Origin of the sequence: Kribbella sp. NPDC056345, from assembly GCF_042262745.1 — a bacterium.
Lineage (GTDB): Bacteria > Actinomycetota > Actinomycetes > Propionibacteriales > Kribbellaceae > Kribbella.
Genome location: NZ_JBHJQQ010000010.1, coordinates 96,325 through 120,770, shown reverse-complemented (window position 1 = coordinate 120,770; position 24,446 = coordinate 96,325). Strand labels below are relative to the sequence as shown.

Sequence of the window (24,446 nt, the reverse complement as noted above, 5' to 3'; positions counted from 1 at the left end):
TCAGACTAGCGATGGCTGCACGTTGAAGGACTTCAGCGACGCGAGGCCGTCGGCGTACCAGTGGATCTCGGTCAGGGTGGCGGGGCGGAGCTCCATCCGGAAGACCGACGCCATGGGAGCCTGGAGGACCGATCGGACCATCAGTTTGATCGGTGTCACATGCGTGACGACGAGAACGGTCTTGCCCGGGTACCGAGTGAGCAGGCCGTCGCGCGCCGAGCGGGCCCGGCGGGCGCAGGTGTCGAACGACTCGCCACCGGGCGGGGTGGCAGTGGTCGACTCCAGCCAATCGTTCAGCTGGTCAGGCCACTTCTCCTGGACCTCGGCGAAGGTGTAGCCGTCCCAATCACCGAACGAGCACTCGACCCACCCCTCGTCCACGGTCGCCTCGAGCCCGAGACGGTTGGCCACGGTCTCGGCGGTCTGCCGGGTGCGCAGCATCGGCGAGGTGACGATCGCGTCGACTCCCCCTTGCCGGGCCAGGTACTCGGCCGCAGCAGCGGCCTGGGCGAAGCCGGTCTCGCTCAGAGCCGGGTTGTCGCCAGTGGACCCCGAGAACCGCTTCTCTGCGGTGTGCGGCGTCTCGCCGTGGCGCAGGAAGATCAGGTGGGTCGGAGGCTCGGTCTGGGGGCTCCAGCCCGGCATGCTCTTCTTGCGCTCGTCCTTCGCGACAACCGGCTTGGGTGCGACCGGCTCGGGCTTGAGCGGGATCGGGATGCCGTCGAGTGCGTTGTTCGCCAGCGCGTCGGCCGCCGAGTTCTGCGCGCGCGGCACCCAGGTCCACTCGGTGCCGACCGGCGCGAGGCTCTGCGCCTTGATCGCCAGCGGCTTCATGTCCGGGTGCTTGATCTTCCAGCGGCCGGCCATCTGCTCGATGACCAGCTTGGAGTCCATCCGCACCTCGATCGAGGCATCCGGCGCGTACTCCGCGGCCAGCTCCAGGCCGGCGATCAGACCGGAGTACTCCGCGACGTTGTTGGTCGCGATCCCGAGAGTCTTGCCGTCCTGCGCGATCACCTCACCCGTCGCCGGGTCGCGCACGAGAGCGCCGTACGCCGCTGGTCCGGGGTTGCCCCGGGATCCACCATCGGCCTCGACGATGACGTGCGGGTAGGTCATACCGCGCTCTCCGGCGTGCGCACCAGGATCCGGCCGCACTCTTCACAGCGCAGTACGGCGTCCGGGGCGGCGGCCTTCATCGCGTTGAGGTCGGACGGCGCGAGCTCCATCCGGCAGCCCATGCAGCGCTTGCCGACCAGCGGCGCGGCGCCGATGCCACCGTTGTGCTCACGCAGTCGCTGGTACTGCTTGACCAACGGCTCCGGCAGCTCGGCCAGCACCGCGGCGCGCTTCTCATTGACCCCGGCGCGCTGCTCGTCGAGCTCCTTCAGCGCGGCGTCACGGGTGCTCTCCAGCTCGGCCTGCTTACCGGCGAAGGCCTCGGCGCGGGTCCGGAGCTCGGCCTGCACGACCTCGGCCGCCTCCAGCTTCTCCATCACCTCGAGCTCAGCGTCCTCGAGATTGGAGATCCGCCGCTCCAGCGAGCCGATCTCGTGCTGCAGGTTCTCCAGGTCTCGCGGTGAGGTGACCTGGCCGGAGTCGATCCGCTGCTGGTTGCGGGTCTTCCGCTGGCGGACCTGGTCGACATCACTGTCGGCCTTCTTCTGCTCACGCTGCAGGTCACCGACCGTGGTGTCCGCGGTGACCAGCTCCCGGTCCACCACCGACTTCTCCGCGATGAGCTCGGTCAGAGCCTGGTGCTCCGGCAGCGATTTGCGCTTGTGCGCGACCTGATCGAGCTGCAGGTCGAGATCCTGCAGGTCCAGCAGACGGCGTTGGACGGCGGGCTCGGCGTTCAGAGTCGGCTCCTTAGATCGTTCAGTTTGCCTCTCACAGCCGCAAGGTCCATGCGTCGGTGCAGAGCGTCGAGATGTGAGTTTCTACCGTACTGCCTTGCGCTGCCAAGCTTTGACACAGGAGACGGTCGGCATCCCGCAACCACGGCCACTCACTGGCCCAGTGCGCGACATCCACCAGCGCCGGGTCACCATACGCCTGCGCCTCGGTCGCCGGGTGATGCCGCAGATCGGCAGTCACATACGCATCAACCCCCGCCGACCGAACCCGGGCGAACTCCGAGTCCCCCGCTCCCCCAACCACCGCAACGGACGTGATCAGCCGCTCCGGATCCCCCGCCACCCGTACGCCGTGCTGCGTCCGCGGCAAGCTGTCCGCCACCAGCTGCGCGAACTGCTTCAACGGCAACGGCTCAGCCAGTACGCCGACCCGCCCGCCCCCACGATTACTCGGCAGCTCGGCCAGTTCGTAAACATCGAACGCCGGCTCCTCGTACGGGTGCACGGCCTTGAGGGCAGCGACGACGGTACGGCGCTTGTGCCGCGGCAGGATCATCTCCAGCCGGGTCGCCGCGACCCGCGACACGTGACCGGCGCGACCGATCGCCGGGCTGGAACCGTCGAGGGGCCGGAACGTCTCCTCCCCGGCCGACATGAACGCCGCCCGCTCATACCCGCCGGACGAGACCTCCGCTCCACGCTCATCGTTCCCCCCGGACAAGCGCCCGGCCGTGTGCTCGTCGTTCCCCCGGGACGGGGCGCTGGAGGCGCGGGCGTCGCCGAGCTGGCCGGCGCCTGCTGCGGCGAGGGCGTCGAGGAGCTGCTCCACGTGCTCGGTCGGGACGAAGGCGACGAGCTTGTCGAGGGGGTCGGCCGGCATCGCGTTCAGGGGGCGGGTTTCGCGGAGGCCCAGGGCTGCGGCCAGGGCGTCGCTGACGCCGGGGTTGGCGTTGTCGGCGTTGGTGTGGCAGACGTGCAGGGCGGTGTTGGTGCGGATGAGGTCGTGGATGACGCGACCCTTGGGCGTGGTTGCGGCCACGCTGTTCACGCCGCGCAGGAGCAGGGGGTGGTGGGTGACGAGCAGGTCGAAGTCGCCTGCGATCGCCTCGTCCACCACCTCCCGCATCGGGTCCACGGCGAACAGGATCCGCCGTACCGGCTGATCGGGATCGCCGGTCACCAGTCCGACCGCGTCCCAGGACTCTGCCCAGGACGGGTCGTACAACCGGTCGAGTACGGCGATGACGTCGGCGAGCCTCGGGTTCACGAGGCCCATCTTGCTAGATCAACCAGGCAGTGGTGTCGCCGGGGAGTTTGGCGCCTTCCAGCGGCCCACTGGACAGCACGACCGCCGCGTCGGGCAGCTCGACCGGGGCGTCGCCGAAGTTCGTGATCGACTGCCAGCCGCCGGGACGGGTGAAGTGCAGCACCCACTCGACCCCGTCGTTCCACTCCAGCTCATTGGCGGTCTGCAGCCCACGCCGTACGGCGAGAGCCTTGCGGTAGAGGCTGAGGGTCGACTCGGCGACGCCGTCCTGGGCCTCGACCGAGTACTGACCGAACCACTTGGGCTGCAGCAGGTGCGCACCACCGGTCCCGAAGCCGAAGGAGAGTCCACCGACGGTCCACGGGATCGGCACCCGGCACCCGTCGCGGCCCTTCTCGGCACCCTTGGACCGGAAGTACGCCGGGTCCTGGAGGTTGGCCGCGGGCAGCTCGCCGACCTCCTGCAGGCCGAGCTCCTCACCTTGGTACAGGTACGCCGATCCCGGCAGCGCAAGCATCAGCAGTACGGCGGCCCGGGCCCGGCGCAGGCCCAGCTCGACATCGACCGTCGGCTCGGTGCCGTTGCTGAGCAGCCATGCCTTGCCGTCCTGCCAGCCGCCGGTCGGATCCTTCGGCAGGCCGTACCGCGTCGCGTGCCGGACCACGTCGTGGTTGGAGAACACCCAGGTCGACGACGAACCGTTCTGGCCGGCGAGTGCGAGGTTCTCCTCGATCACCTGACGGAACTTGTCGTAGTCCCAGTCGGCCTGCAGCAAATCGAAGTTGAACGCCTGGCCGAGACCGTCCGCACTCGCGTAACGCGAGCGGCGGGCAGCCGGTACGAACGCCTCGGCCACCGCCGAGCGCGGCGGGTCGTACTCGTTCAGCACGGTGCGCCACTCGCGGTAGATCTCGTGGACCTCGTCGCGGTCGAACAGCGGATGCACACCGTTCGACTCGGACATGCGGGGCAGCTCGGTCTTGGACTTGAACGGCTCGGTCAGGTCCTTCACCAAGGCATGGGCAACATCGACGCGGAAGCCGTCGACCCCACGATCGGACCAGAACCGCAGCGTGGTCAGGAAGTCCTCGCGGACCTCGGGGTGCGCCCAGTTCAGGTCGGGCTGCTCGGCCGCGAACAGATGCAGGTACCACTGGCCGTCCGGGGTCTGTGCCCAGGCGGAGCCGCCGAAGATCGAGTCCCAGTCCGACGGCGGCTGGTCGCCATCACCGTCGCGGAAGATGTAACGGTCGCGGGCCGGCGTACCGGGCTCGGCCGCGAGTGCCTCCTGGAACCAGACATGCCGGTCGGAGGTGTGGTTCGGCACGATGTCGACGATCAGCTTGATGTTCGCCGCGTGCAGCGCCTCGACCAGCTGACCGAAGTCGTCGAGCGTCCCGAGCCGCGGGTCCACATTGCGATAGTCGTCGACGTCGTACCCGCCGTCGGCCAGAGCGGACGGGTAGAACGGGCTCAGCCAGACCGCGTCGATGCCCAGGTCGATCAGGTACGGAACGCGGCTGATGATGCCCTGCAGGTCACCCACCCCATCGCCGTCGGAGTCGGCGAAACTGCGCGGGTAGATCTGGTAGACGACAGCCTGCCGCCACCAGTCGGGGTCGGTCGTCTGCGGACTGGTCACAAGTGCCTCACTTTGTGATTAATATAGACTCTAAATTTAGGTTCTGCAGTATTCTGCGCGCGGATCTACAGTGAGGTCAAGAGGGGGTCATCATGACGAGCGCTCCGGTCACCGCCGCGACGCCGGCCCTGCTCCGCCGCGTCAACGCAGGCAAGCTACTGGGAGTGCTCTCCACCGCGGGCGTGATGACCGGTACCGGCCTCATCCAAGCCACCGGCCTCACCCGCGCCACCGTGCACGCGGTCTGCAACGACCTGATCGACATGGGCTGGGTGGTCGAGCTCGACCCCGGTCGTGACGACACCGCGGTCGGCCGGCCCTCGCGGCGGTTCGAGTTCAACAGCCGGGCCGGTTATGTGCTCGGCATCGACATCGGCGCCGGGCGCACCACGGTCCTCCTCGCCGACCTCCGCGGCACGACCATGGCCAAGGCCGGCCGGTCACTGTCCGCGGTGAAGACCCCCGCCGACCGGACGTCACTCGTGCACGAGGCAGTGGTCGAAGCGTTGGCAGTCGCCGGGGTCACCGACTCCCAGGTGCTCGCGGCCGGTGTCGGCGTCGCCGCCCCGGTCGACCGCGCCGGCAACATCCTGGTCGACGACGAGTTCTGGCGCCGTTTCGACACCGACCTCGGCAAACACCTCACCGAACTCCACGGCTGGCCCGCCCTCCTGGAGAACGACGCCAACCTCGCCGTACTGGGCGAGCACTGGCGCGGCGAAGGCCAAGGCGTCGACGACCTCGCAGTCCTGCTGGCCGGCGAACGCTTCGGCTCCGGCCTGATGGATTCCGGCCGCCTCCTCCACGGCAGCCGCGGCGGCGCCGGCGAGATGCTCTACCTCAAACTGGTCGAAGGAGTAGGGGACACTCACGGCATCGCAAGAATCGCCCGAGAGCGGGCCCGCGAGCTCCTCGCCGACCCCACCATCGAAACCAGCCTCCGCGCGCTGGCCACCGAACGCCCGGCAGGCTCCAACGCCCCGATCCCCACCTCGACCACCCTCCCATCCCACTCCATCACTGCGGAGCAGGTGTTCGCGGCGGCTGCTGCGGGGGATGAAGTTGCCTTGGGCATCCTTCGTTCGCTGGCGGTACGGACGGCACGAGTGGTTGCCACGTTGGCGATTCTGGTCAATCCGGAGTTGGTGGTGATCGGTGGTGCGGTGGCTGAGGCGGCGGGGCAACTGCTGCCGGATATCGAGCAGCAGCTGGCCGGCTACACCAGTACGCCGCCGCGCGTGGCGGCGTCTTCACTCGGCGACGCGATCGTCTCGGTCGGCGCCGTCCGCCACGCGCTCAACTACGTCGAGCAGCACGCGTTGGACCTGCAGCTCACGCGTCCCGCGTGAGTGCTCGCACAACCGCCTCCAGCACGATCACGTTCCGCCCCGAAGTAGTTGCCGACGGCACCCCGGCCGGGACGAGCGTCTGATCCTCCGGGATACCCGTGCAGAGGACGAACACGTCATCCCGACGCTCCCGCAGCAAGAACTCCAGCGCTTCACGAATCCACGGCGTCCGGCCTGCGTCCTGTACGGCGATCACCAACGGCCGACCCACCGCCGCGGCGGCCGCTCGTGCCAGCGCATCCTCCGACTGCTCATCCGCGGACTGATGGTCCTCGAACAGCGCAGCCTCCTTTTCCGACAGCCGATGCTGGTCCCGCAGCACGACACCGTCCGACCCCGGCGCGATCCGGGCGAAGATCTCCGGCAGACCGCTGAAGTACGGGTGCCACGCCGGGTGCAGCCCTTGCGTCAGGTCGATCACGTACGGCGTCGGGCCCAGAGCAGGGAAGTTCTGCCCAGCCACCACCCGCTCGCCCACCTCGCGGACCGCCGCGCCGTCGAACACGGTCTGCCGCTTCCGCTCCCCCAGCGAGGCGGCCAGCGCGCGCACCCGTCGTGCTGCATCGGCAACCCGCTCGGCCGGCAGCGAACCGTTGCCCACGGCATCGACAATGTGTTTCGTCAGTCCCTGCGGATCCGCCGCACCGATCGCGATCATCGCGAGATCGGCACCGGCCCGGATCGACGCCACCGCCGCGTCCTCGATCGACTGGTTCTTGGTGATCGCGCCCATCTCGAGCGCATCCGTCGTGATCACGCCCTCGAACCCCATCTCCTCGCGGAGCACCCCGGTCAGGATCCGGTGCGACAGCGTCGCGGGCAGATCGTCGTACGCGGAGAAGACGATATGCGCGCTCATCACCACCTCGGCCCCGGCCGCGATCGCCGCCTTGAACGGAAGCAGCTCGACCGCGTGCACCGCCTCGATCGACCGGTCCACCCGCGGCAGGTCGAGATGCGAGTCGACGGCCACGTCGCCGTGCCCCGGGAAGTGCTTCAGACATGACGTCACCCCGGCCTCGCGCACCCCCTCGACGAACGCCACACCGTGCCGCGCGACCAGCTCCGCCGTCGTGCCGAACGCACGCGTGGAGATGATCGGGTTGGCCGGGTTGCTGTTCACGTCGATCGACGGCGCGAGCATCAGGTCGATCTCGAGCGAGGCGAGCGTCGCGGCCGCATCCCGCGCTGAGGCCCGGGTCAGGTCGACGTCGTCGAGATCGCCGAGCGTCCGCGGCGAGGCGAGCGGCCACGGGTTGGCCGGGCCGAGGTGACTGAACTCGCCGCCCTCGTGGTCGATCCCGATGATCACGTCCGGGCGGGCCGCGCGCAGGCTGCTGGTCAGCGCCCGTACCTGCTCGGTGCTCTCCACATTGCGGGTGAACAGGATTACCGCACCAAGCCCGTCTTCGACGGCACGGAGCAGGTTGTCGGGGGCGGTGGTCCCGGCAAAGCCGACGATCAACGCGCCGGCGGCATCACGTTCCAGATCGGTCATGCGGACACCCTCTCGCGTGGTGCGTTAATTCGCTAGCCCCCTTTCCGAAATCTCATTCTCAAAAACGGCCGTGGCCACGGCGAGGTCCTGCCAGGCCATCCCGACGCTCTTGAAGATCCGCCGTTTCGTGGGGTCGATCGGTACGTCGCCGCGCAGTACAGCCCCGAGTTCGACCACCGTGTCGGGCGGCAGTACGCCGGCTGCGACCGCCTGGATGACGTCACCGGCCTCGGTCGTTGCCACGCCCGTCGACTCGACGACAACCTGCGCATCTTTGAAGAGTCCGGCCGGGAGCTCGGCGGCCGTCGGCGTGTGCGATCCGACGGCCACGGCGATCACGTCTGGGGCCAGTGTGTCCGGTACCACCGGCGTTGACGCCGACGTGCAGCAGATGACGAGACCGGCGGTGGTCAGATCATCCGTCGTACCAGCGCGGGCCTCGGCGCCGAGGGATCGGCCGTAGGCGGCAAGCCCGTCGACGGCCTCGGTCCGACGCCCGTGGATGGTGAAGTCCTTGCACCACCCAAGCTCAACCAGCAGCCGCAGATGCGCCCGAGCCTGCACGCTCGTCCCGACAATCGCCGTCCGCTGGGCGGCTCCGCCCAGCGCTGCGATGCCGACCATCGAAACCCCAGCAGTCCGTACGGCGGTCAGCTCGACCGCATCGATCACCGCAACCGGCGTCAACGTCTTCGAGTCGAACAGCACATACACACCCTGCACCCGCGGCAACCCGTGCTCCGGATTGTCCGGCGCAATGGTCGCAATCCTCACCCCGGTCAGCCCGTCATCCGCCGCCGGCATCAACAACAACTCACCCCCAGGCGCCCCGAACCCCGACCGCGCCACACTCCGCCCCAACGTCCGCGCATCAACCGCCGCCCGCCGAATCCCCGCCACCACCGCACTCACCGGCACCGCCAGCACGTCCGCCCCCGAAAACTGCCTGATCATCACAACTCCTCGATCCACGCATCGTCACCCGCAGCGGTCACCCGGACCGGCAATCGCTCCCGCAACAGGCTGACATCAGACAGCTCCACCATCGGAATCCCGCGCCCGTAAAGCTCCTCCGCCACCAATGCCCCGATCACCAGAATCGGATCCGCCCGCTGAACCAGCAACGCCGCTGGGCCGACCCCCACCCGCAGCATCTCTGCGAGAACGCTCGCACTGGACGAAGACCCGCGGCTTCCCGGCATCACCACGATCTGTCCGGCCAGCGACTCCCCGCGCTGCGGATGCCGCTCATCGGTGATCACCCCGGTCACCGGGTCCGCCCCACCCCACAACGACAGCGGTTCGCCCAACACCAGCACCCGCCCGACCGCCGTACCAGCGTGTAGACACCGGCCAGTCCGCACGTTCGCCCTCCTTCTGTGTGCTAAGGACATTACGTAGTCACCTACGCATACCGCGCCGCACGCCTGGCGCGGGTGCACGGCACCGCGAATTGGCCACCTCTACCTGTCCTTAGCGCCACGAGGCATCGTCCCGGGTGACTTGGCCGGTGCGGGCGGAGGTCAGGCAGTCGGTGAGGGAGCCGAAGGTGACGTCGACGCCCAGGTTGACGGGGGCGTACCAGGCCCACTTGGCGGAGTTGGTCATCACATGGCGGGTGTGCGGGCTGAGGACCGAGGTCACGTAGGTGCAGGTGTCGACCAGGACGCGGATGCCGACCGACTCCAGTTCGGCGAGCCAGCCGTTGCTCTCGGCAACCTTCGCGGTGGTTCGGTTGGTGGCGGCCCAGACTTCGACGGCGGGAGACATGGGGGCGCCGGCGCGGACCAGGGCGGTCAGTTCGGCGAACTCGGTCACCGACAGGTGCGGCGTACCGAGGCTCACTGCGTCGAGGCGGCCGGGGTTCGGGCTCGACAGTTCGTCGCGGGCGGCGCGCAGCATCGACGGGGTGACGCGGTGCACCTCCTCGATGGGGTGGGGCCCATCGGCCTCGGGCGTCGTGCCGACGACGTGGAAGAGGCCGATGCCGCCGCGCGAGGCGGCTGCGGCGCCGAAGGCCTTCAGGTGGTCTTCGGGGACGGGTTCGGGGCAGCCGGTCAGCATCGGGACGCGGTCCGAGGCGAGCTTGCCGGTCAGGTGGCCGAGTGCGGCCCAGGCTGCGGCCAGTCGGAGGGTGTGGGCGGGCAGGGGGCTGAGGTCGAGCTCGATCCGGGCGCGGCGGTTCTCGTCCAGGTGGAGACCGGCGTACGGCGCTCGGCCGGTGAGCCCCGCGCAGATGTCGACGAAATCGCCGTACCGGTCGGTGCGGGCACCGAGGACCGAGTTCGCGAAGACGATCGCGTTCGACTCGGCCCAGGCGATGTGTTCGCCGAAGGCGGGGCGCTGCGCGTCCTGGTACGGCGCGCAGGTCCACGTCGGCGCGGCACCGAGGGCGGTGTAGGCGTCCATCAGCCGACGGGCGTCGCGGCGCTCGGTGCCGGCGAGGCGGACGAGGCCGGGGTGCAGGAGATCGAGGGAGCCGACGTTCAAGGTTGTCGGTACGACGACTTGGCCGCCCAGCTCGACGAGCCGCTCCGCGAAGTCGAGCCCGGCCTGACCGTGGTGCAGGCAACCGTCGACATGGGCCGAGGTGATCGGAATCAGCGAGCGAGCGCCGAGGGTCCGCGCCAATCCGGTGATCAGACGCATCGCCAGCGCGACCGCAGGACCGCCCGCACCGTCGAGGAGTTCGCGCTCCCGTGTGGTCAACGCAACCTCTGCCATCCGGCCTCCCGCGGCCCTCATGCTACCCGTCCCCGATCCTCTCGATGAACCCCTCCAGAACCCCCTTGAGGGGTATCGTTGTCAAGCATTGTCAAGGCGTCGCCCACGCCTGTTTCTGCAGGTTCTGCGCAGATTGACCCCAATCACCCCTCGCCGATCCGGTCGACTACAGATAACGTTGTCTCTCGACCTTGACCGCCCCCGACGGAGCCCGACACGTGACCGAGCAGAACCCCCACCCCGCCACGCCGGCCCCCGCCGCGCGCGAGCAACTGCCGCCTGCCCGGCTCAACACCCTGGTTCGGCTACTGGCGGGGGGACGATGAGCGACGACACGGCGAGCACGGTTCTCGGGATCGACATCGGCGGCACGAAGATGGCCGCCGCTCTCGTGTCCGCCGACGGGACGATCGTCGTCGAGGACCGGATCGCCACGCCGGCCGGGGATGCCGACCAGGTGTTCGCGGCGCTCGGTGAGCTGGTGGGTCGAGTGCTCGGGGATACGTCGCCGCTGGCGGTGGGGATCGGTTCGGCCGGTCCGCTCGACGCCACGCACGGGCTGGTGTCGCCGGTGAACATCACCGGCTGGCGGAACTTCCCGATCGTCGACCGGGTTCGCGCGCTGGTCGACGTACCGGTGACTCTTGGGGTGGATGGGCATTGCTTCGCGCTGGGTGAGTTCTGGACCGGCGCCGGGCGGGACGTGCAGACGTTGCTGGGCATCGTGGTATCGACCGGTGTCGGCGGTGGGCTGGTGGTGGATGGTCGCCCCATGCTGGGGCAGTCCGGGAACGCGGCCCATATCGGTCATGTCGTCGTGGATCTGAACGGCGAGACGTGCGCCTGTGGTTCGTACGGGTGCGTCGAGACGTATGCGAGCGGCCCGCGGATGGTTGCGCGGGCGCAACGCCGGGGCTGGCGGACCGACGAGAGCGTGGATGCCGCCGTACTGGCTGCCGACGCGGCTGCCGGTGACGAGCTCGCCCTCGCGGCGTTCGACGACGGCGCCCAGGCGCTGGCGGCCGGCATCGTCGCGACCGCGGTCACTGTCGACCTGACCACGGTGGTGATCGGTGGTGGGGTTTCGAAGGCGGGGCCGGTGTTGTTCGATCCTGTGCAGGCGTGGGTGAAACGGTTGGCGCAACTGCCGTTCGTTGCCGACCTCACCGTCGTACCGGCGCAGCTCGCCAACGCCGGCCTGCTCGGCGCCGCCCACCAGGCGTGGTCCTCGATCCGCTGATCCAGGTCTGCCCGCTCAGGTTGCCCGATCGGGCAGCGTTCTGGACACCGCCGTGCGTAGGGAAGGCTTGCCCTGCGCATCTTTGCGCAATTCTTACCCAATTGCCTGGAACTGTGTAACGGCGACCCGTCCCCACGCGATGCAACGGATGGATGGGGTGGGGGCACGTCATCCACGGTTGGTCAAGGGGGGCCTGGACCAGCCAAGCAAGGTCGGTCGATGGGGGGCCGTGGACCGACCGGAACGTGGGAGCGGCGGAGAGGAAACTCTCCGCCGCCCTCGCGTTCAGGCAGCTGATGCCGGCGGCCCGCAGTGCGATCGGTCCTCAGGAGGGTGGAGGACCGCTCACCACCACTCCGGGCCCCAGCCGGCACATTCCACCACTCCAACGACAGGACGTATACGTCTGCGACCACCGCTACGGGTCGACTCCAGGCGTAGGCCGGGGACTACGTAGACGGCTACGTCCTGTCCTTCGTGCGATTGGGCCGACGGCGGTTGCCTGGTGCAACCTGTCCGTACGGCGACTGGGCGGGCCCACGGTTAGGGGCGGAGCCACTCCGGCTCGGGGAGGCGGGTGCGGTCCAGGCGGCCGTTGTCGTCCAGCGGGAGCTCTTCGATGGGGATGAGGTCGGCCGGGACCAGGTAGAGCGGGAGTTCCTTGCCCAGGTCGAGCATCAGGCGGGCCAGGACGCTCGGGTCGCTGTCTTCGAGGACGACGTAGCCAACCAGGCAGGTGTCGCCGCCATGGTCGGACAGCGCGATGACGACCGCGTCGATGACTCCGGTCTGGGCGGCGAGGACGTGTTCGGTCTCGCCCGGTTCGACGCGGTGGCCACGGATCTTGACCTGGTCGTCGGCGCGGCCGAGGTACTCCAGGGTGCCGTCGGGGCGCCAGCGGCCGAGGTCGCGGCTGCGGTAGAGCCGTCCGCCGGGGTGGGCCGGGTCGGGTACGAAGGCGCGCTCGGTCTCGTCGGGACGGCCGAGGTAGCCCTGGGCAACGGCTGCGCCGCCGAGGTGGATCTCGCCGACCCCGCCGACCGGTACCGGCCGCAGCGCCTGGTCCAGCAGGCGTACGGCGACGCCGTCGACCGGGCGCCCGATCGACGGGCGGTCCTCGGTCGGGTCGACCTCGTGGATCGTGGTGACGATCGACGCCTCTACCGGGCCGTATTCGTTGTACAGCTTGCAATCCGGGTGCGCATCGAGGAAGTCCCGCACCTTGTGGGTCAGCACCATCGCCTCACCACCCGCGACGATCTCCCGCAGCGCAGGCAGCTCGGGCAGGCGGCGCATCGTTGCCAGCAAGGCGGTCAGCGGGCTGAACGCCATGAAGAGCCGCTCAACCCCGTGGTCCCGCAGCGCCGAGATGACCGCGTCCGGGTCGTACCGGTCGTCCTCACCGATCAGCACCAGCGCGGACCCAGAAGCCAGCGCGGTGAACATCTCCTGGACATGTACGTCGAACCCGAACGACGTCCACTGCAAAGTACGCAACGAACTCCGGGTCCGCAGGTAATGCCGAACCAGGTTGACCGGTCCCCGATGCGGAACCAGCACCCCCTTCGGATTCCCGTTCGAACCCGACGTGTAGATGCAGTAGGCAACATCATCGGCCGCAGCCCGAACCGGCGGAGCCTGCTGCGCTCGCGCATCACCGTCGACCGCCGCAACCGGGACGAGCCGCAGCCCGAGCCGGTCGGCCAGCGCCGCATCGTCACCGACGAGCGCGACCGCGGACGCGTCGTTCACCATGAAGGCCCACCGCGACTCCGGTACGCCGGGATCCAGCGGCAGGTACGCCGCTCCCGACTTCAAGACCGCCAGTACGGCGACCACCAGCTCGGTGCCGCGGGCAACCCGAACCGCGACCAGCTGACCGGGCTTCACCCCGAGATCCGTTAGCTGCCAGGCGATTGCGTTGGACCGGCGATCCAGCTCGGCGTATGTGAGCTCACGCTGGCCCTGGATCAGCGCGACCGCGTCCGGCGTCCGAGCGACCTGCTGCTCGAACAGGGTGTGCAGTCCGCTCAGCTCACCGGCGACCACGGCGTCGCGGCGACCGCGGCCGATCGGGCCGACCGGTTCGAGGTCGCCTTCCAGCCGGCGCAGGGTCTCGAGATCGGCGGCGATCGGCATCATCAACTGCGGAAGGCGAAGTCGCGGCTCAGCCGTTGCCCTGCGCAACACAGCCTGCAGATAGTTGAGCAGCCGGTCGATCGTGCTGCGGTGGAACAGCCCGGCCCGGTAGTCCGCCGTACAGGTGATTCCGGCGCCGTGGTGAGTCAGCCGCAACCGCAGGTCGAGCGGCTCGGGCAGGTCTTCGTCACCGTCCTCGAACTCCACGAGAACCTGGAAGAGCGGGTCGCGCTGGAGGATCGACAGGTCGGTACTGGCGTGGTCGAAGGCACCGGTCGTCACGTCGCGCACGCGGTGTGCGAGCTCGCCGAGATCCGGTTCGCCCGACAGGTCGATCCGGATCGGCAGCGCTCGCCGTACTCCCGCGGTCGTGTCGCCCTGCGGCCGGATCAACGCCGAACCGATCGTGACATCGTCCTGCGCGGTGAACCGTCCGAGCACGGTCCCCACGGCCGCCAGCATCGTCATCAGCGGACTGACCTTGCGCTCGCGGCTGAACACGAACACGGCGTCGCCGAGCTCGTCCTCCAGCTCGAGCTTCACCGAGGCGAGCTCACTCCGCCGCCCACCGTCGGCCGGGAGGACCAGCGGCTCGGCGCCGGCCAGAGCCACCTGCCAGTACCCGACATCACGCCGCCGACTGCCGACCGCCGGCGCCATCTCGCCCTCGACCACAACCCGCCGCAGCTCACCGACCCGACCATCCGACTGCGGGAGCTCGACGACGGGGGTGGCATCCGTCGCGTCATCGCCCTCGACAGGTGCCTCTTCTCGATCGGCAGCGGACTCATCCGTCGTACCGGTCGGCGTCTCAGGCGGCGTCTCAGGCTGGGCGGACTCGTTGAGGAGCGAGAGTTGTTCGCGCATGAGCTTCGTGACGCCGTCGACCAGCTGGCCGGCGACGCGGAGCTGCTGCGACATCAGCGCGGCCACTCCGCTACCCGGCAGGTCGGCCGCACCGGTTGCGGTGGCGGCTTCCTCAACTCGGACGGCGAGCTCGGCGAGGCCGGTGCCGAGTACGGCGAGGGCGACGCGGGCGTCGGGCTCACCGGCCTGCTCGGAGCCGGAGTCGACCTGGGAGACCGCGATCTCCACCGGCTCCTCGACGATTTCCTCTTCCTGCACAGGGGTTTCAGCCGCTTCATTGCTTTCGGCAACATCATCGGCGCGCGTCGTCTGCACCGCAACGGCGGTGGCGAGCTTGTGCGGGGTCGTGTACGACGAGAACAGCGTCTCCGCCGACAGTTCGACCGAGAACTGCTCATTGATCCGGTCGATCACCGGCGTCATCGACTCCGGCGTCGCGCCGAGCTCCGCGAAGGTGTGGTCGACAGTCAGGTCGTACGGGTCGAGCCGCAGCGCGTCACAGGTCAGGTCGAGTACCGCATCGAGTGACTCGCGATACCGCTCGGCCGACACCTCGTCACCCGACAACGACCCAGCCTGGGCCAGGTAGTCCGCGTCGATCGAATGCGTCTCGGCCGGCAGCGCGAACGGCGACTCCTCCAGCTCCGCGTCGTCGTCCGCAGCGACCTCCGCCACCTCGGCCGGCGGGTCCAGGGGGATCCGCTTGACCGCAGCGCTCGACGGCGCAAAACCGATTGCCTGCGCCCTGGCAGCGCGCTCGAACGCACTCACCTGACCACGCGTAGCCCCATCTGGCACGGCCGCAGGTGCAGCGGACGACGGGTCGACCGGGTGGTGCACCCGACGGAACGGGTACGTCGGCAATGGCACCCGACCGCCGAACGCGTACACCTTCGACCACGTGATCTCGGTGCCCTGCTCGTACAACTCGGCCAAGCCGTTCATCGTCGCCAGCACCGGGTCCTGCCCGAGGCGCTGCGCGGGAATCCACGTGCTGTTCGGCGCGATCCGCCGTCCGGCCGGGCTCAGTACTGCGTCCGGCCCGAGCTCCAGGAACCGTCGGCACCCGGCCGCGGTCACCGCCTCGACCGCATCCCCGAACAGGACCGGCTGCCGCAACTGCCCGACCAGGTAGTCGCCGTCGAGCACCGTCCCGGACTCGAGCAACTCCCCCGACCAGCTCGACACCATCGGCGTCCGCAGCGGCCTCAGCGTGATCCCACGAACGATCGTCGCGAAATCCGCCAGGATCGGATCCACCAGCGAGCTGTGGAACGCACGGTCCACATCCAGCCGCTGCCATGCCACCTGCAACTGATCGAGCTGCTCGGCCAACTGCCCGACGATCACCTCGGAGCCGGTCAGCACGAACGACTGCGGACCGTTGCCTGCGGCAATCTCCACACCGGACGTCTGCGCCAGCTCGCGCACCCGATCCGCATCCGCACGCACCGACACCATTGCGCCCGGCGCGGTCCCACGCTGCATCAGCTCGCCGCGCTTGGCGGTCAGCCGCACGCCGTCCGCCAGCGACAACGCCTCAGCGACGCACAGAGCGGCGTACTCGCCGACGCTGTGACCGACCACGAGCGCCGGTTGCACACCGAACGACTGCCACAACCGCGCGAGCGCGAGTTCGAACGCGAACAGAGCCGGCTGCGCGGTCTCGGTCGGCCACACGCCCTCCGACTGACCGGCCGGGGTGAGGAGCAGGTCGAGCAGACTGCCGCCGGTCTCCTCGGCGTACACGCGGTCGCACTCGTCGAGCACCGAGCGGAAGACCGGGAAGCGTGCAGCCAAACCGGCGGCCATACCGCGGCGGGCTGCGCCTTGGCCGGTGAACGCATAGCCGAGCGGGCCGGGTCCGCCACGCGGGATCTCGGTGGCCTGGGCCGAGCCGAGCGCGTCGACCAGCTCCGCCTCCGATGCACCCGCAACGGCGATGCGATGGCGATGCGCCGGTCGCCCGAGCGCCGCCGTACCAGCGAGGTCGATGAGGCGGTGGCCGGTGCCGTGGTCAAGGTCGGCGCGGTAGAGCTCGACGAGGTCGGTGAGGGCGTCGGGGTCGGGCGCGGACAGCGGCAGTACGACGGGGCCGTCGTCACCGCGGCGGACCTGGCGCGGCGGCTCCTCCAGGATCACGTATGCGTTGGTGCCGCCCGCGTCCAAGGCGTTGACGCCCGCGCGCAACGTCGTACCGGCCTGCCAGTCGCGCGCCTCGGTCGCGATCACGAACGGACTGTTGCCGAGGGCAAGCTCCGGGTTGGGCTCGGCGTAGTTGATCGTCGGGACCAGCGTGCGGTGCTGCAGCATCAGGATGGTCTTGATCAGGCCGGCCATGCCGGAGGCGCTGTCCAGGTGACCGATGTTCGGCTTGACCGAACCGATCGTGCAGAAGCCGACCTTGTCGGTGTGCCGGCGCAGCGCGGTCGTCAGCGCTTGCACCTCGGCGGCGTCCGCGGTGGCGCTGCCGATCGCGTTGGCTTCCAGGTAGCTCAGGGAGTCGGCGGCGAAACCGGCTCGCTCGAGCGCGCGCTCGATCAGCGTCTGGTTGCCGCTGGCGGTGTCGTCGTTGCTGACCGCGGTACCGCGGATGACGGCGTACACGGTGTCGCCGTCCGCGACCGCCTGGTCGAGACGCTTGAGCAGTACGGCGGCCACACCGTTGCCACCAACGGTGCCGTCCGCGGCCGCATCGAACGCGCGAACGTGACCGGACGGCGACAGGATCGACTCCGCCGACGGCTGGTAACCCGTTGCCTGCGGCACCTGTACGGCGGACGCCCCGGCCAGCGCGAGATCCGCATCACCGGACCGCAGCGCCTGGCAGGCCAGGTGCACCGCAACCAGCGACGACGACCAAGCCGACTGCACCCCGATCGCCGGACCGGTCAGACCGAGCCGATACGCAACCCGGGCCGCGAGCGAATCGCGGGTCTGCGGCTGGCGGTTGTAGAGGTTCATGCCGGAGCCGGCGAAAACGCCGACCCGGTTGGTGGTGCCGCCGTACCCGGCGTGTTCGAGCGCCTGGTGGCAGACCTCGAGGAACAACCGCTGCGCCGGATCCATCAACTCGGCCTCGCGGTCGCTCAACCCGAAGAACTTCGCGTCGAACGACTCCACATGCTCCAGCACGCCACTGACGGCCATCACACCGTCACCCTCAGCCGCGAACCGCCGTACGCTCTCGACCCCGCCCACCAGGTTGTCCCAGAACTGCTCCAGCGTCTCCGCCCCCGGGAACCGCCCCGCCAGCCCAACCACAGCCACCGGCTCAACCACCGCAGCCGCCCGAACCACCGGCTCAGCCACGCCAACCGCGGCGGCCTCATCACCATCAACCAACCGCGCCGACGCCAGCGCCGAAACCACAGACCCAACCTCAGCCGCCGAAGCAAACGCAGCCGCCGAAGCAACCTCAACCTGCGAAGCGGCGTCGGTCCCAGCAGCGGACCCGCCAGCAGAAGCATGCTCGACGCCCGAGGCGGACTCGGGCGTCGAGGACCGCTCGGTCGCACCTGACGCCGACTCAGCCTCGAGCACGTCCTCACCCGCGTGCTCGACAGCAGGACCCACCTGAGCATCCGCCGGCCCAACGGAAGCACCATCCAACTGCCCCACCGCTGATTCCGCGGACCCCAGCTCGACCACCGAGGCCGACTCGACGACCGAATCAGTTGAGTCATCCCCCGGTACGACAACGCCGGACACTGCCTCCTCGGTCACCAAAGCCGACTCAGCCGTTGCACCAGACTCGGTCGCCGCGGCCTCGGGTGCCCCACCGGACTCGGTCGCCGCAGCCTCGGGTGCCCCACCGGACTCGACCGCCACAGACTCCGGCTCCCCGGCAGACTCGATCGCCGCAGACTCCAGTGCTCCGGGGGACTCGGTCGTTGCGGATTCGAGTGCCGCGGGCAACTCGGATGCCGAGGGGAGTTCATCGGCGGCAGCCGCGGCCTCAGCTTCTGGTGTGTCTTCGTCCGCGCGCTCGCCAGCAGCAACGATCTGATGATCATCGGACTCGGCGGCTCCGGCACCGAGCTCGGCGGGAGCCCCATCGACATCAGCCGACTGAGCCGCGGCCGACGCAGATTCCTCGGAGCCCGACTCCCCCGTCGAGACCCGCTCGCCAGAGTCCAGCTCGACCGCTGAATCCCGCTCGGCGGCAGAGCCCTGCTCGACCGCAGAAACCGTCTCGACCATTGAAGCAAGCTCGGCACCAGAGACCGCTTCCGTGGCCGGGGCGTCCTCAGTCGCAGAAACCGGCTCGGCGGCCGAGGCGTCCTCAACCGCAGAGACCGGCTCAGTGGCAGAGCCCTGCTCAATCGCAGAAACCGTCTCGACCATTGAAGCGAGCTCAGCGCCAGAAACCGCTTCGGTGGCAGAGGAGTCCTCGGCAGCAGAAACCGGCTCGGTGCCTGACGCGAACTCGGCGGCGGAGGTGGGGTCGGTGACAGGTGCGTGCTCGGTCGCTGCGGCAGGACCGGAGACCGAGGCGTGGTCGGAGGCCGAGGTGGCTTCGGCGACAGATGCGTGCTCGGAGTCCGAGGCATGCTGGGGTGCAGGGTCGGACTCGGGTGCTGAGGGGCCCTCGGTCGCGGGAGGTGCAGACTCGGCCTGAAGCTCGTCCTCGTCCGTGCGCTCCGCGGCGAGGGCGACCTGGGGATCGGCAGGGACGGACCCTTCGGCGCCGACCTCGGTGGGGGCCTCATCGGTGTCGACCGGCTGAGTTGTCGCCGGCGCGGAATCCTCGGAGCCCGACTCGCTCGCCGAGGGTTCGGAGGCTGAAGCGGGTTCGGTGACTGGAGCAGGCTCGACCGCAGAAGCGGACTCGGCGAGCGAGGCCGACTCGGTGCTTGCGGCGTGCTCGGCTGCAGGGATGGACTCGGTACCTGCGGCGTGCTCGGTACCTGCGGCGTGCTCGGGTGCAGGGGTGGACTCGGTGACTGCGGCGCGCTCGGAGGACGAGGTGGACTCCTGTGCCGGGGTGGGCTCGGGAGCCGCAGATTCAGGCTCAGCTGGTGCGGCTTCTGCGCGTTCTGCAGCGGGGGTGAGCTCGGGGTCCACCGGGTCCGCCGGGTCCGCCGTTTCCGCCGGTCCGGCGGCGATCTCGGCGGAGGTCTCATCAGCATCGGCCGGCTGTTCTTCAGCCGAAGCTGCGGAACCGAGCTCATCCGCCGAGGCGGACGCGGTGGATGAGGCCTGCTCAGTCTCGGAGACGAGGTCGGTCTCGGAGGCCTGCTCAGTCTCGGGGGTCTGCTCGATCGCGGGGCCGACACCGGTCGCGGAGACCTGCTCGGTCTCGGAGACCTGCTCGATCGCGGGGCCGACACCGGTCGCGGAGACCTGCTCGGTGTCGGAGGCGAGGTCGGTGCCTGGGGCGAGGTCGGTGACTGGGGCGGGCTCGGTCGCTGGAGCGGGGTGCTCGGGGGCGACGGAGTCGGCGGGGGCCGGGGTGGGGTCCGGGTGCGACTGCTCGGTGTCAGGGGTGGGAGCTGTCGGGGTGGTGAGGGCGTTGGTGGTCTGGCTGTCGGCGGGCGCCGGGATGGCGGGGGTCGACAGGGCGTCCGTGGGTTGGGGCGCCGAGGGGTCTGATGCCGGGCTGGCATCAGCATGCACGTCGACGGACTCGTCCGGGACCGCTGCCGCTGGTTCTGCGGTTGCGTGCTCGTCCGGGGCCTGCGAGGTTGAAGCTGCCGGGGCCGGAGCATTCTCGTCGGCGGGCTCGTCTGGGATCGGCGCGGCCGATGTCGGAGCATCGTCGTCCGCGACGGGGACGGGAGGTGCCTCGACGTTGTCGAGAGCGGACGCGGTGACCGGCTGTGCCTCGGCGTTGCCGTCCGCGGCTGCGGTGACGGGCTCGGCCTCGAGCACCGGCAGGTCTGCCTCGGGGTTGCCGTCGGCGGGAGCGGGGACCGGCTCCGCCTCGACCGCCGACGAGGACGCCTTGCGATCACCGTCAGCGCGCGCGGGGATCGGCTCCGGCTCGGTGTTGCCAGCGGCTGGTGTGGGGGCCGGCTCAGGCTCTAGCGCCGACGAGGACGCCTTGGCGATGTCTTCTGCGGGAGCGGGGACGGGCTCGGCCTCGAGCACCGGCGGGGCTGTCTCGCGATCACCGTCAGCACTCGCGGGGACCGGCTCGGGGGTGGAGGGGGCGCCGAGGGTGGGGCGTTGGGGTGGGGTGGGGATGGATTGCTGGAGGGTTCGTTGCCAGGCGAGGCGGATGGTGGGGAGTTCGGTGGTGCGTTCCGAGGGGTCGTCTTCGGCGGTGATCTGGGTGTCGGCGGTGGCTGATTCGGGGCCTTCGCCGGTGGGGCCGGAGTACGAGGTGGCGCCGGCTGGTTCGACGTACGGGTGGGGTGGGGTTTCGAGGGTGCCGTCGAGCCAGCGTTGTTTCAGGAGGGGGCGGAGGATCTTGCCGCCGGGGGTGGTCGGGAAGTCGCGGCGTGGGACGCCGACGACCTCGGCGGCCAGGTTGAGGCGGGTTTGGATGAGGCTGCGGATGGCCTGGTCCATGCCGGGGATGGAGTCCGGCGTCAACGCGTAGAAGACGACGAGACGGTCGGTGCCGGACTCGGCGTCGGGGACCGCGCACGCCGCGACCAGGCCCTGCTCGGCGCCGACGACGGTCGCGGCGACTGCTTCGATGTCGTGGGCGTAGTAGAGGGTGCCGCGCATGATGATGCGCTCGCTGTCCCGGCCGGTGACGACGACCTGGCCGCCGGTGATGAAGCCTTGGTCGCCGGTCGACAGCCACTTGCGCATCGGCCAGTTGCCGACCGGGAACGCGTCGCGGTCGGCTTCCAGGTTGCCGAGGTAGCCAGGGGTGACGCGGGCCGACGCGACCTGCAGCTGGCCGATCCGGCCCTCGGGCAGGACCGCGCCGTTCGGTGCCACGATCCGGACCGTCGTACCAGGTGCGGGTGCGCCGACCGACACCAAGCTCAGTACGCCGGGCGCCTCCGCACGTGTCTTGCCGGGGCGCGCGACCGCGACCTTGCCGGAGGACGGGCGCTGGTCGACCCACTCGACGATGCCGGTGGGTGGAACGCGGACGCGGTGCACGTTCGGGGTCAGGCCGGGGCGGGCGAAGGTGATGCCGGTGACGGTCTCGGTCATCCCCCAGGCCGCGACGAAGGTCTCCGGTACGACGCCGAAGCGGTTCGTGAGCCGGAGGAATTCGGTCATCACCGGGACGGTGATCTGCTCACCGCCACTGACCAGGCTGCGCAGGGCGGACAGGTCCCAGTGCCGGTCCGGCTCCCCCGCGATCGCCTGCGTCGCCAACCGGTAGCCGAAGTTCGGCGACCAGGAGTGGTTGACCCGGTGCTGGTCCATCAGGTCGAGCCAGCGCAGCGGGTCGGCGAGCACCCAGCCGGTGTTGACGTGGATGTTGGTGCAGCCGGTGAAGACGGGCAGCAGGTGGTAGAGCAGGAACGCGCCGCTCTGGTCCAGCGGCAGCCAGTTCAGCGTGGTCTGCCCCGGGCGGACGGGCAGCATCGCCGGTGTCCCCGCGGCGAACTCGACCAGCCCGCGATGCGTGAGCTGCACGATCTTCGGCGTACCGGTGGTGCCGGACGACAACATCAGTACGGCGACGTCGTCCGCGGCCGGCCGGTGGAATTCGTTGGTCGGCTCGTGCCCGGCGAGTGCATCCGGATCGAGAACCGGCAGACCGAGGTCGTCGGGCAGATCCGACGGGCGCCCGATCAGCACGGTCCAGCCGAGCAGGTCGGTCACGGTCCGCAGACGCTCGCGGCCGACCTCGGTGCGGTCGCCCTCCGGCGAGGGCGCCATCAGCAGCGGGCGGATACCGCCCAGCGTGCAGGCCCAGAACGCCGCGAAGAACCCGACCGGCTCGGTGCAGTGCACCACCGCGGGATCACCGGCCCGTACCCCGTTCGCCCGGAGGCCGGCGAGGATCCGGGCGGCGAGCTCGAGCAGCGTCGGGAAATCGAGCTTGGTCTCGCGTCCGTCGGGGCCGATCTCGACCACGCCGGCGGCACTGAAGTCGCGGGCCGCGCGCAGCAGGGCGCTCGGCAGATCGCGCGGGTACCCGGCGGGAATCATCAACGCCGGCCCGGTACTGATCGCCGGCCGGTCCGCACTGCTCCTCACCACGCCCGCAGCACCACCAACGGCAACTCAGCGCGAGGGGCGGCAATCATGATGACGCGAGCCGGTCGGTGACCCACGGACAAGCGCCTCCCCAACTGGACGGAGCCGGGCCCAGGGCACACCCGTCTCGCTCTCACCGACAAGAAGCCCCGTATTTCGGACAGCCGGACCGATACCGTCACCAGGCAGCCCCGGTGCGTCATCGTGCCGACCGACAGCCGTGAACCCTACCAGCCGTTCCGGCTCCAGCAGCAGCCCGTTCCGGCCAGCAAAGAGTTAAGAATTCCACGACCCCGCCGACACCGTTCACAACGAGTGGTGACGGGTTCAGGTACGGCTCTGTGACCAAACAGAAACGACGGGCCGGGGTCAGCGGCGGGCGACGATCAGCCGGGCGCGTGGGTGGTGGGTCCATTCGCCGCCAGGGGCCTGCTGGAGGAAGCTCGTCCGGAGATCCGCGATGAACGCATCACCTCTGGCGATGGCCGCCGCTCGAAGCGGTCCGGATTGCGCGAAGGCATCGAAAAATCCGGCGGCATCCGCGTGGGTCATCGGGAAGGCGGACTGCTCGTCGCGTTCGACGATCGCGCCCAGCGCCGACAACGCAGGGACGAGTCGGGATTCCCAATCGGGCACGGCTCGTCCCGGCAGCAACCTGCTGAGCAGCGCGAACGGGCCGTCCTCCTCGGTGACGGTCGGCCAGTAGACGACGGACAGCCGACCACCAGGCCGAAGGGCGCCGAACCAGGACTGAACGGCTTCCTCCGGCTCCGGGAGTTGCTGCAGCCCGAAGACGGAAACCACCGCCCCACAGCCGCCGGTCCAACGCGAGTCCAGGGTCGATGCGTCGCCCTGGATCACCTCGACCAGTGGCCACCCCGCAGCCCGCTCGCGGGCGATCCGGACCATCCCGGCCGACAGATCGATCCCGGCGATCTCGCGATCCGGGAAGCGCTCCAGCAGGAGTTTCAGCTCCGGGAACGTGCCGCAACACGGCACCAGGATCGGCCCGTCCGGGACCTCCCCGACGCCGTCGACCGCCAACTCGACCCACGGAGCGAACCGCGGCACGAAGTACCCGTCGTACCCCTCGGCAGCTGCATCCCACCCGCGAGCCACCCGCTCAAGCGCGGCCGCCCGCTCCACCGACGATCGCTCACTCACCGCGACTCACCTCGATGCAGGAAACGGTGGGCTGTGAGGGACTCGAACCCCCGACCCCCTCGGTGTAAACGAGGTGCTCTAACCAACTGAGCTAACAGCCCTTGCGACGGCAAACCGTATCACTTTCAGGACCTCAAACGTGCCAGCGCCTCCGCGTAGTCGTCCGGGTTCCGCGCTTCCGGCATCGCGTTGACGACCGACCACCGGATCACCCCGGCGGCGTCGATCACGAAGGTGGCTCGGCGGGCGCAGCCGCGATCGCTGTCGAAGACGCCGTACGACGACGCGATGGCGCCGTGCGGCCAGAAGTCGGTGAGCAGGCCGAAACCGATGGTGTTGGCGTCGGCGTAGGCGCGCTGGGTGAACATAGGATCGCAGGAGATCGCCAGGAACTCAGCTGTTGCCAGCAGGTCCGGGCGGTCCCGTAGCGCCGTCAGCTCACTCGTGCAGACCCCGCTGAAGGCGTACGGATAGAAGACCAGTACGACGGGACGTCCGGCGTACTGGTCCAGCCGGATCTCGGCGCCGTGCTGGTCGCGGGTGCTGAAGTCGGGGGCCCTGGTGCCGACAGCAGCCGTCACC

General features: G+C 69.6%; 13 protein-coding genes and 1 tRNA gene. 2 read left to right on the top strand and 12 right to left on the bottom strand.

All coding sequences use genetic code 11. The annotated features are described in order from the left end of the window. From ACFCV3_RS31165 to ACFCV3_RS31150, 4 genes are all read right to left on the bottom strand, one after another. A complete protein-coding gene (locus ACFCV3_RS31165; RefSeq protein WP_376035894.1) occupies positions 1–1,119 on the bottom strand; it encodes a bifunctional RNase H/acid phosphatase in 1,119 nt (372 codons plus the stop codon). Continuing rightward, positions 1,116–1,724: a zinc ribbon domain-containing protein gene (locus ACFCV3_RS31160; protein WP_376035892.1), complete on the bottom strand. Its 609-nt coding sequence runs from the start codon at positions 1,722–1,724 to the stop codon at positions 1,116–1,118. The genes ACFCV3_RS31165 and ACFCV3_RS31160 overlap by 4 nt, the downstream gene beginning before the upstream one ends. Positions 1,725–1,890: 166 nt before the next feature. Beyond that, the gene (locus tag ACFCV3_RS31155) at positions 1,891–3,123 is read right to left on the bottom strand and encodes a Nif3-like dinuclear metal center hexameric protein (RefSeq protein WP_376035890.1); all 1,233 of its coding nucleotides are present in this window, start codon (positions 3,121–3,123) and stop codon (positions 1,891–1,893) included. A gap of 13 nt (positions 3,124–3,136) precedes the next feature. After that, complete coding sequence (locus ACFCV3_RS31150; RefSeq protein WP_376035888.1) at positions 3,137–4,765, bottom strand: glycoside hydrolase family 13 protein; 1,629 nt, start codon at positions 4,763–4,765, stop codon at positions 3,137–3,139. 92 nt (positions 4,766–4,857) lie between these two features. Between ACFCV3_RS31150 and ACFCV3_RS31145 the strand changes: the two genes are divergently transcribed. Continuing rightward, the gene (locus tag ACFCV3_RS31145) at positions 4,858–6,114 is read left to right on the top strand and encodes an ROK family protein (RefSeq protein ID WP_376035886.1); all 1,257 of its coding nucleotides are present in this window, start codon (positions 4,858–4,860) and stop codon (positions 6,112–6,114) included. Here ACFCV3_RS31145 and ACFCV3_RS31140 read toward each other — a convergent pair. The 4 genes from ACFCV3_RS31140 to ACFCV3_RS31125 all read right to left on the bottom strand — a co-directional run bounded on the left by ACFCV3_RS31140 (position 6,098) and on the right by ACFCV3_RS31125 (position 10,336). Beyond that, entirely contained in the window at positions 6,098–7,612 is a 1,515-nt protein-coding gene (locus ACFCV3_RS31140; RefSeq protein ID WP_376035884.1) for a glycoside hydrolase family 3 N-terminal domain-containing protein, read from the bottom strand. The two genes, ACFCV3_RS31145 and ACFCV3_RS31140, sit on opposite strands and share 17 nt — an antisense overlap. Positions 7,613–7,636: 24 nt before the next feature. Further along, the gene (locus ACFCV3_RS31135; RefSeq protein ID WP_376035882.1) at positions 7,637–8,566 is read right to left on the bottom strand and encodes an ornithine cyclodeaminase family protein; all 930 of its coding nucleotides are present in this window, start codon (positions 8,564–8,566) and stop codon (positions 7,637–7,639) included. After that, positions 8,566–8,976, bottom strand: coding sequence for an aconitase X swivel domain-containing protein (locus ACFCV3_RS31130; RefSeq protein ID WP_376035880.1), 411 nt, complete (start codon positions 8,974–8,976; stop codon positions 8,566–8,568). The genes ACFCV3_RS31135 and ACFCV3_RS31130 overlap by 1 nt, the downstream gene beginning before the upstream one ends. Positions 8,977–9,085: 109 nt before the next feature. Next, positions 9,086–10,336: an aconitase X gene (locus tag ACFCV3_RS31125; RefSeq protein ID WP_376035878.1), complete on the bottom strand. Its 1,251-nt coding sequence runs from the start codon at positions 10,334–10,336 to the stop codon at positions 9,086–9,088. A gap of 322 nt (positions 10,337–10,658) precedes the next feature. Between ACFCV3_RS31125 and ACFCV3_RS31120 the strand changes: the two genes are divergently transcribed. Next, entirely contained in the window at positions 10,659–11,576 is a 918-nt protein-coding gene (locus tag ACFCV3_RS31120) for an ROK family protein (protein WP_376035876.1), read from the top strand. Between the two features lie 543 nt (positions 11,577–12,119). Here ACFCV3_RS31120 and ACFCV3_RS31115 read toward each other — a convergent pair. The 4 genes from ACFCV3_RS31115 to ACFCV3_RS31100 all read right to left on the bottom strand — a co-directional run bounded on the left by ACFCV3_RS31115 (position 12,120) and on the right by ACFCV3_RS31100 (position 24,445). Then, positions 12,120–22,703 carry an amino acid adenylation domain-containing protein gene (locus tag ACFCV3_RS31115; protein WP_376035874.1) on the bottom strand — a complete coding sequence of 3,528 codons (10,584 nt, stop codon included), beginning with the start codon at positions 22,701–22,703 and terminating at the stop codon, positions 12,120–12,122. 366 nt (positions 22,704–23,069) lie between these two features. Next, positions 23,070–23,864: a class I SAM-dependent methyltransferase gene (locus ACFCV3_RS31110; protein ID WP_376035872.1), complete on the bottom strand. Its 795-nt coding sequence runs from the start codon at positions 23,862–23,864 to the stop codon at positions 23,070–23,072. Between the two features lie 27 nt (positions 23,865–23,891). Beyond that, positions 23,892–23,965, bottom strand: a tRNA-Val gene (locus tag ACFCV3_RS31105). Positions 23,966–23,989: 24 nt separating this feature from the next. Next, positions 23,990–24,445, bottom strand: a complete 456-nt coding sequence (locus ACFCV3_RS31100; RefSeq protein WP_376035870.1) for a peroxiredoxin — start codon at positions 24,443–24,445, stop codon at positions 23,990–23,992. Between the last annotated feature and the right edge of the window lies 1 nt (position 24,446).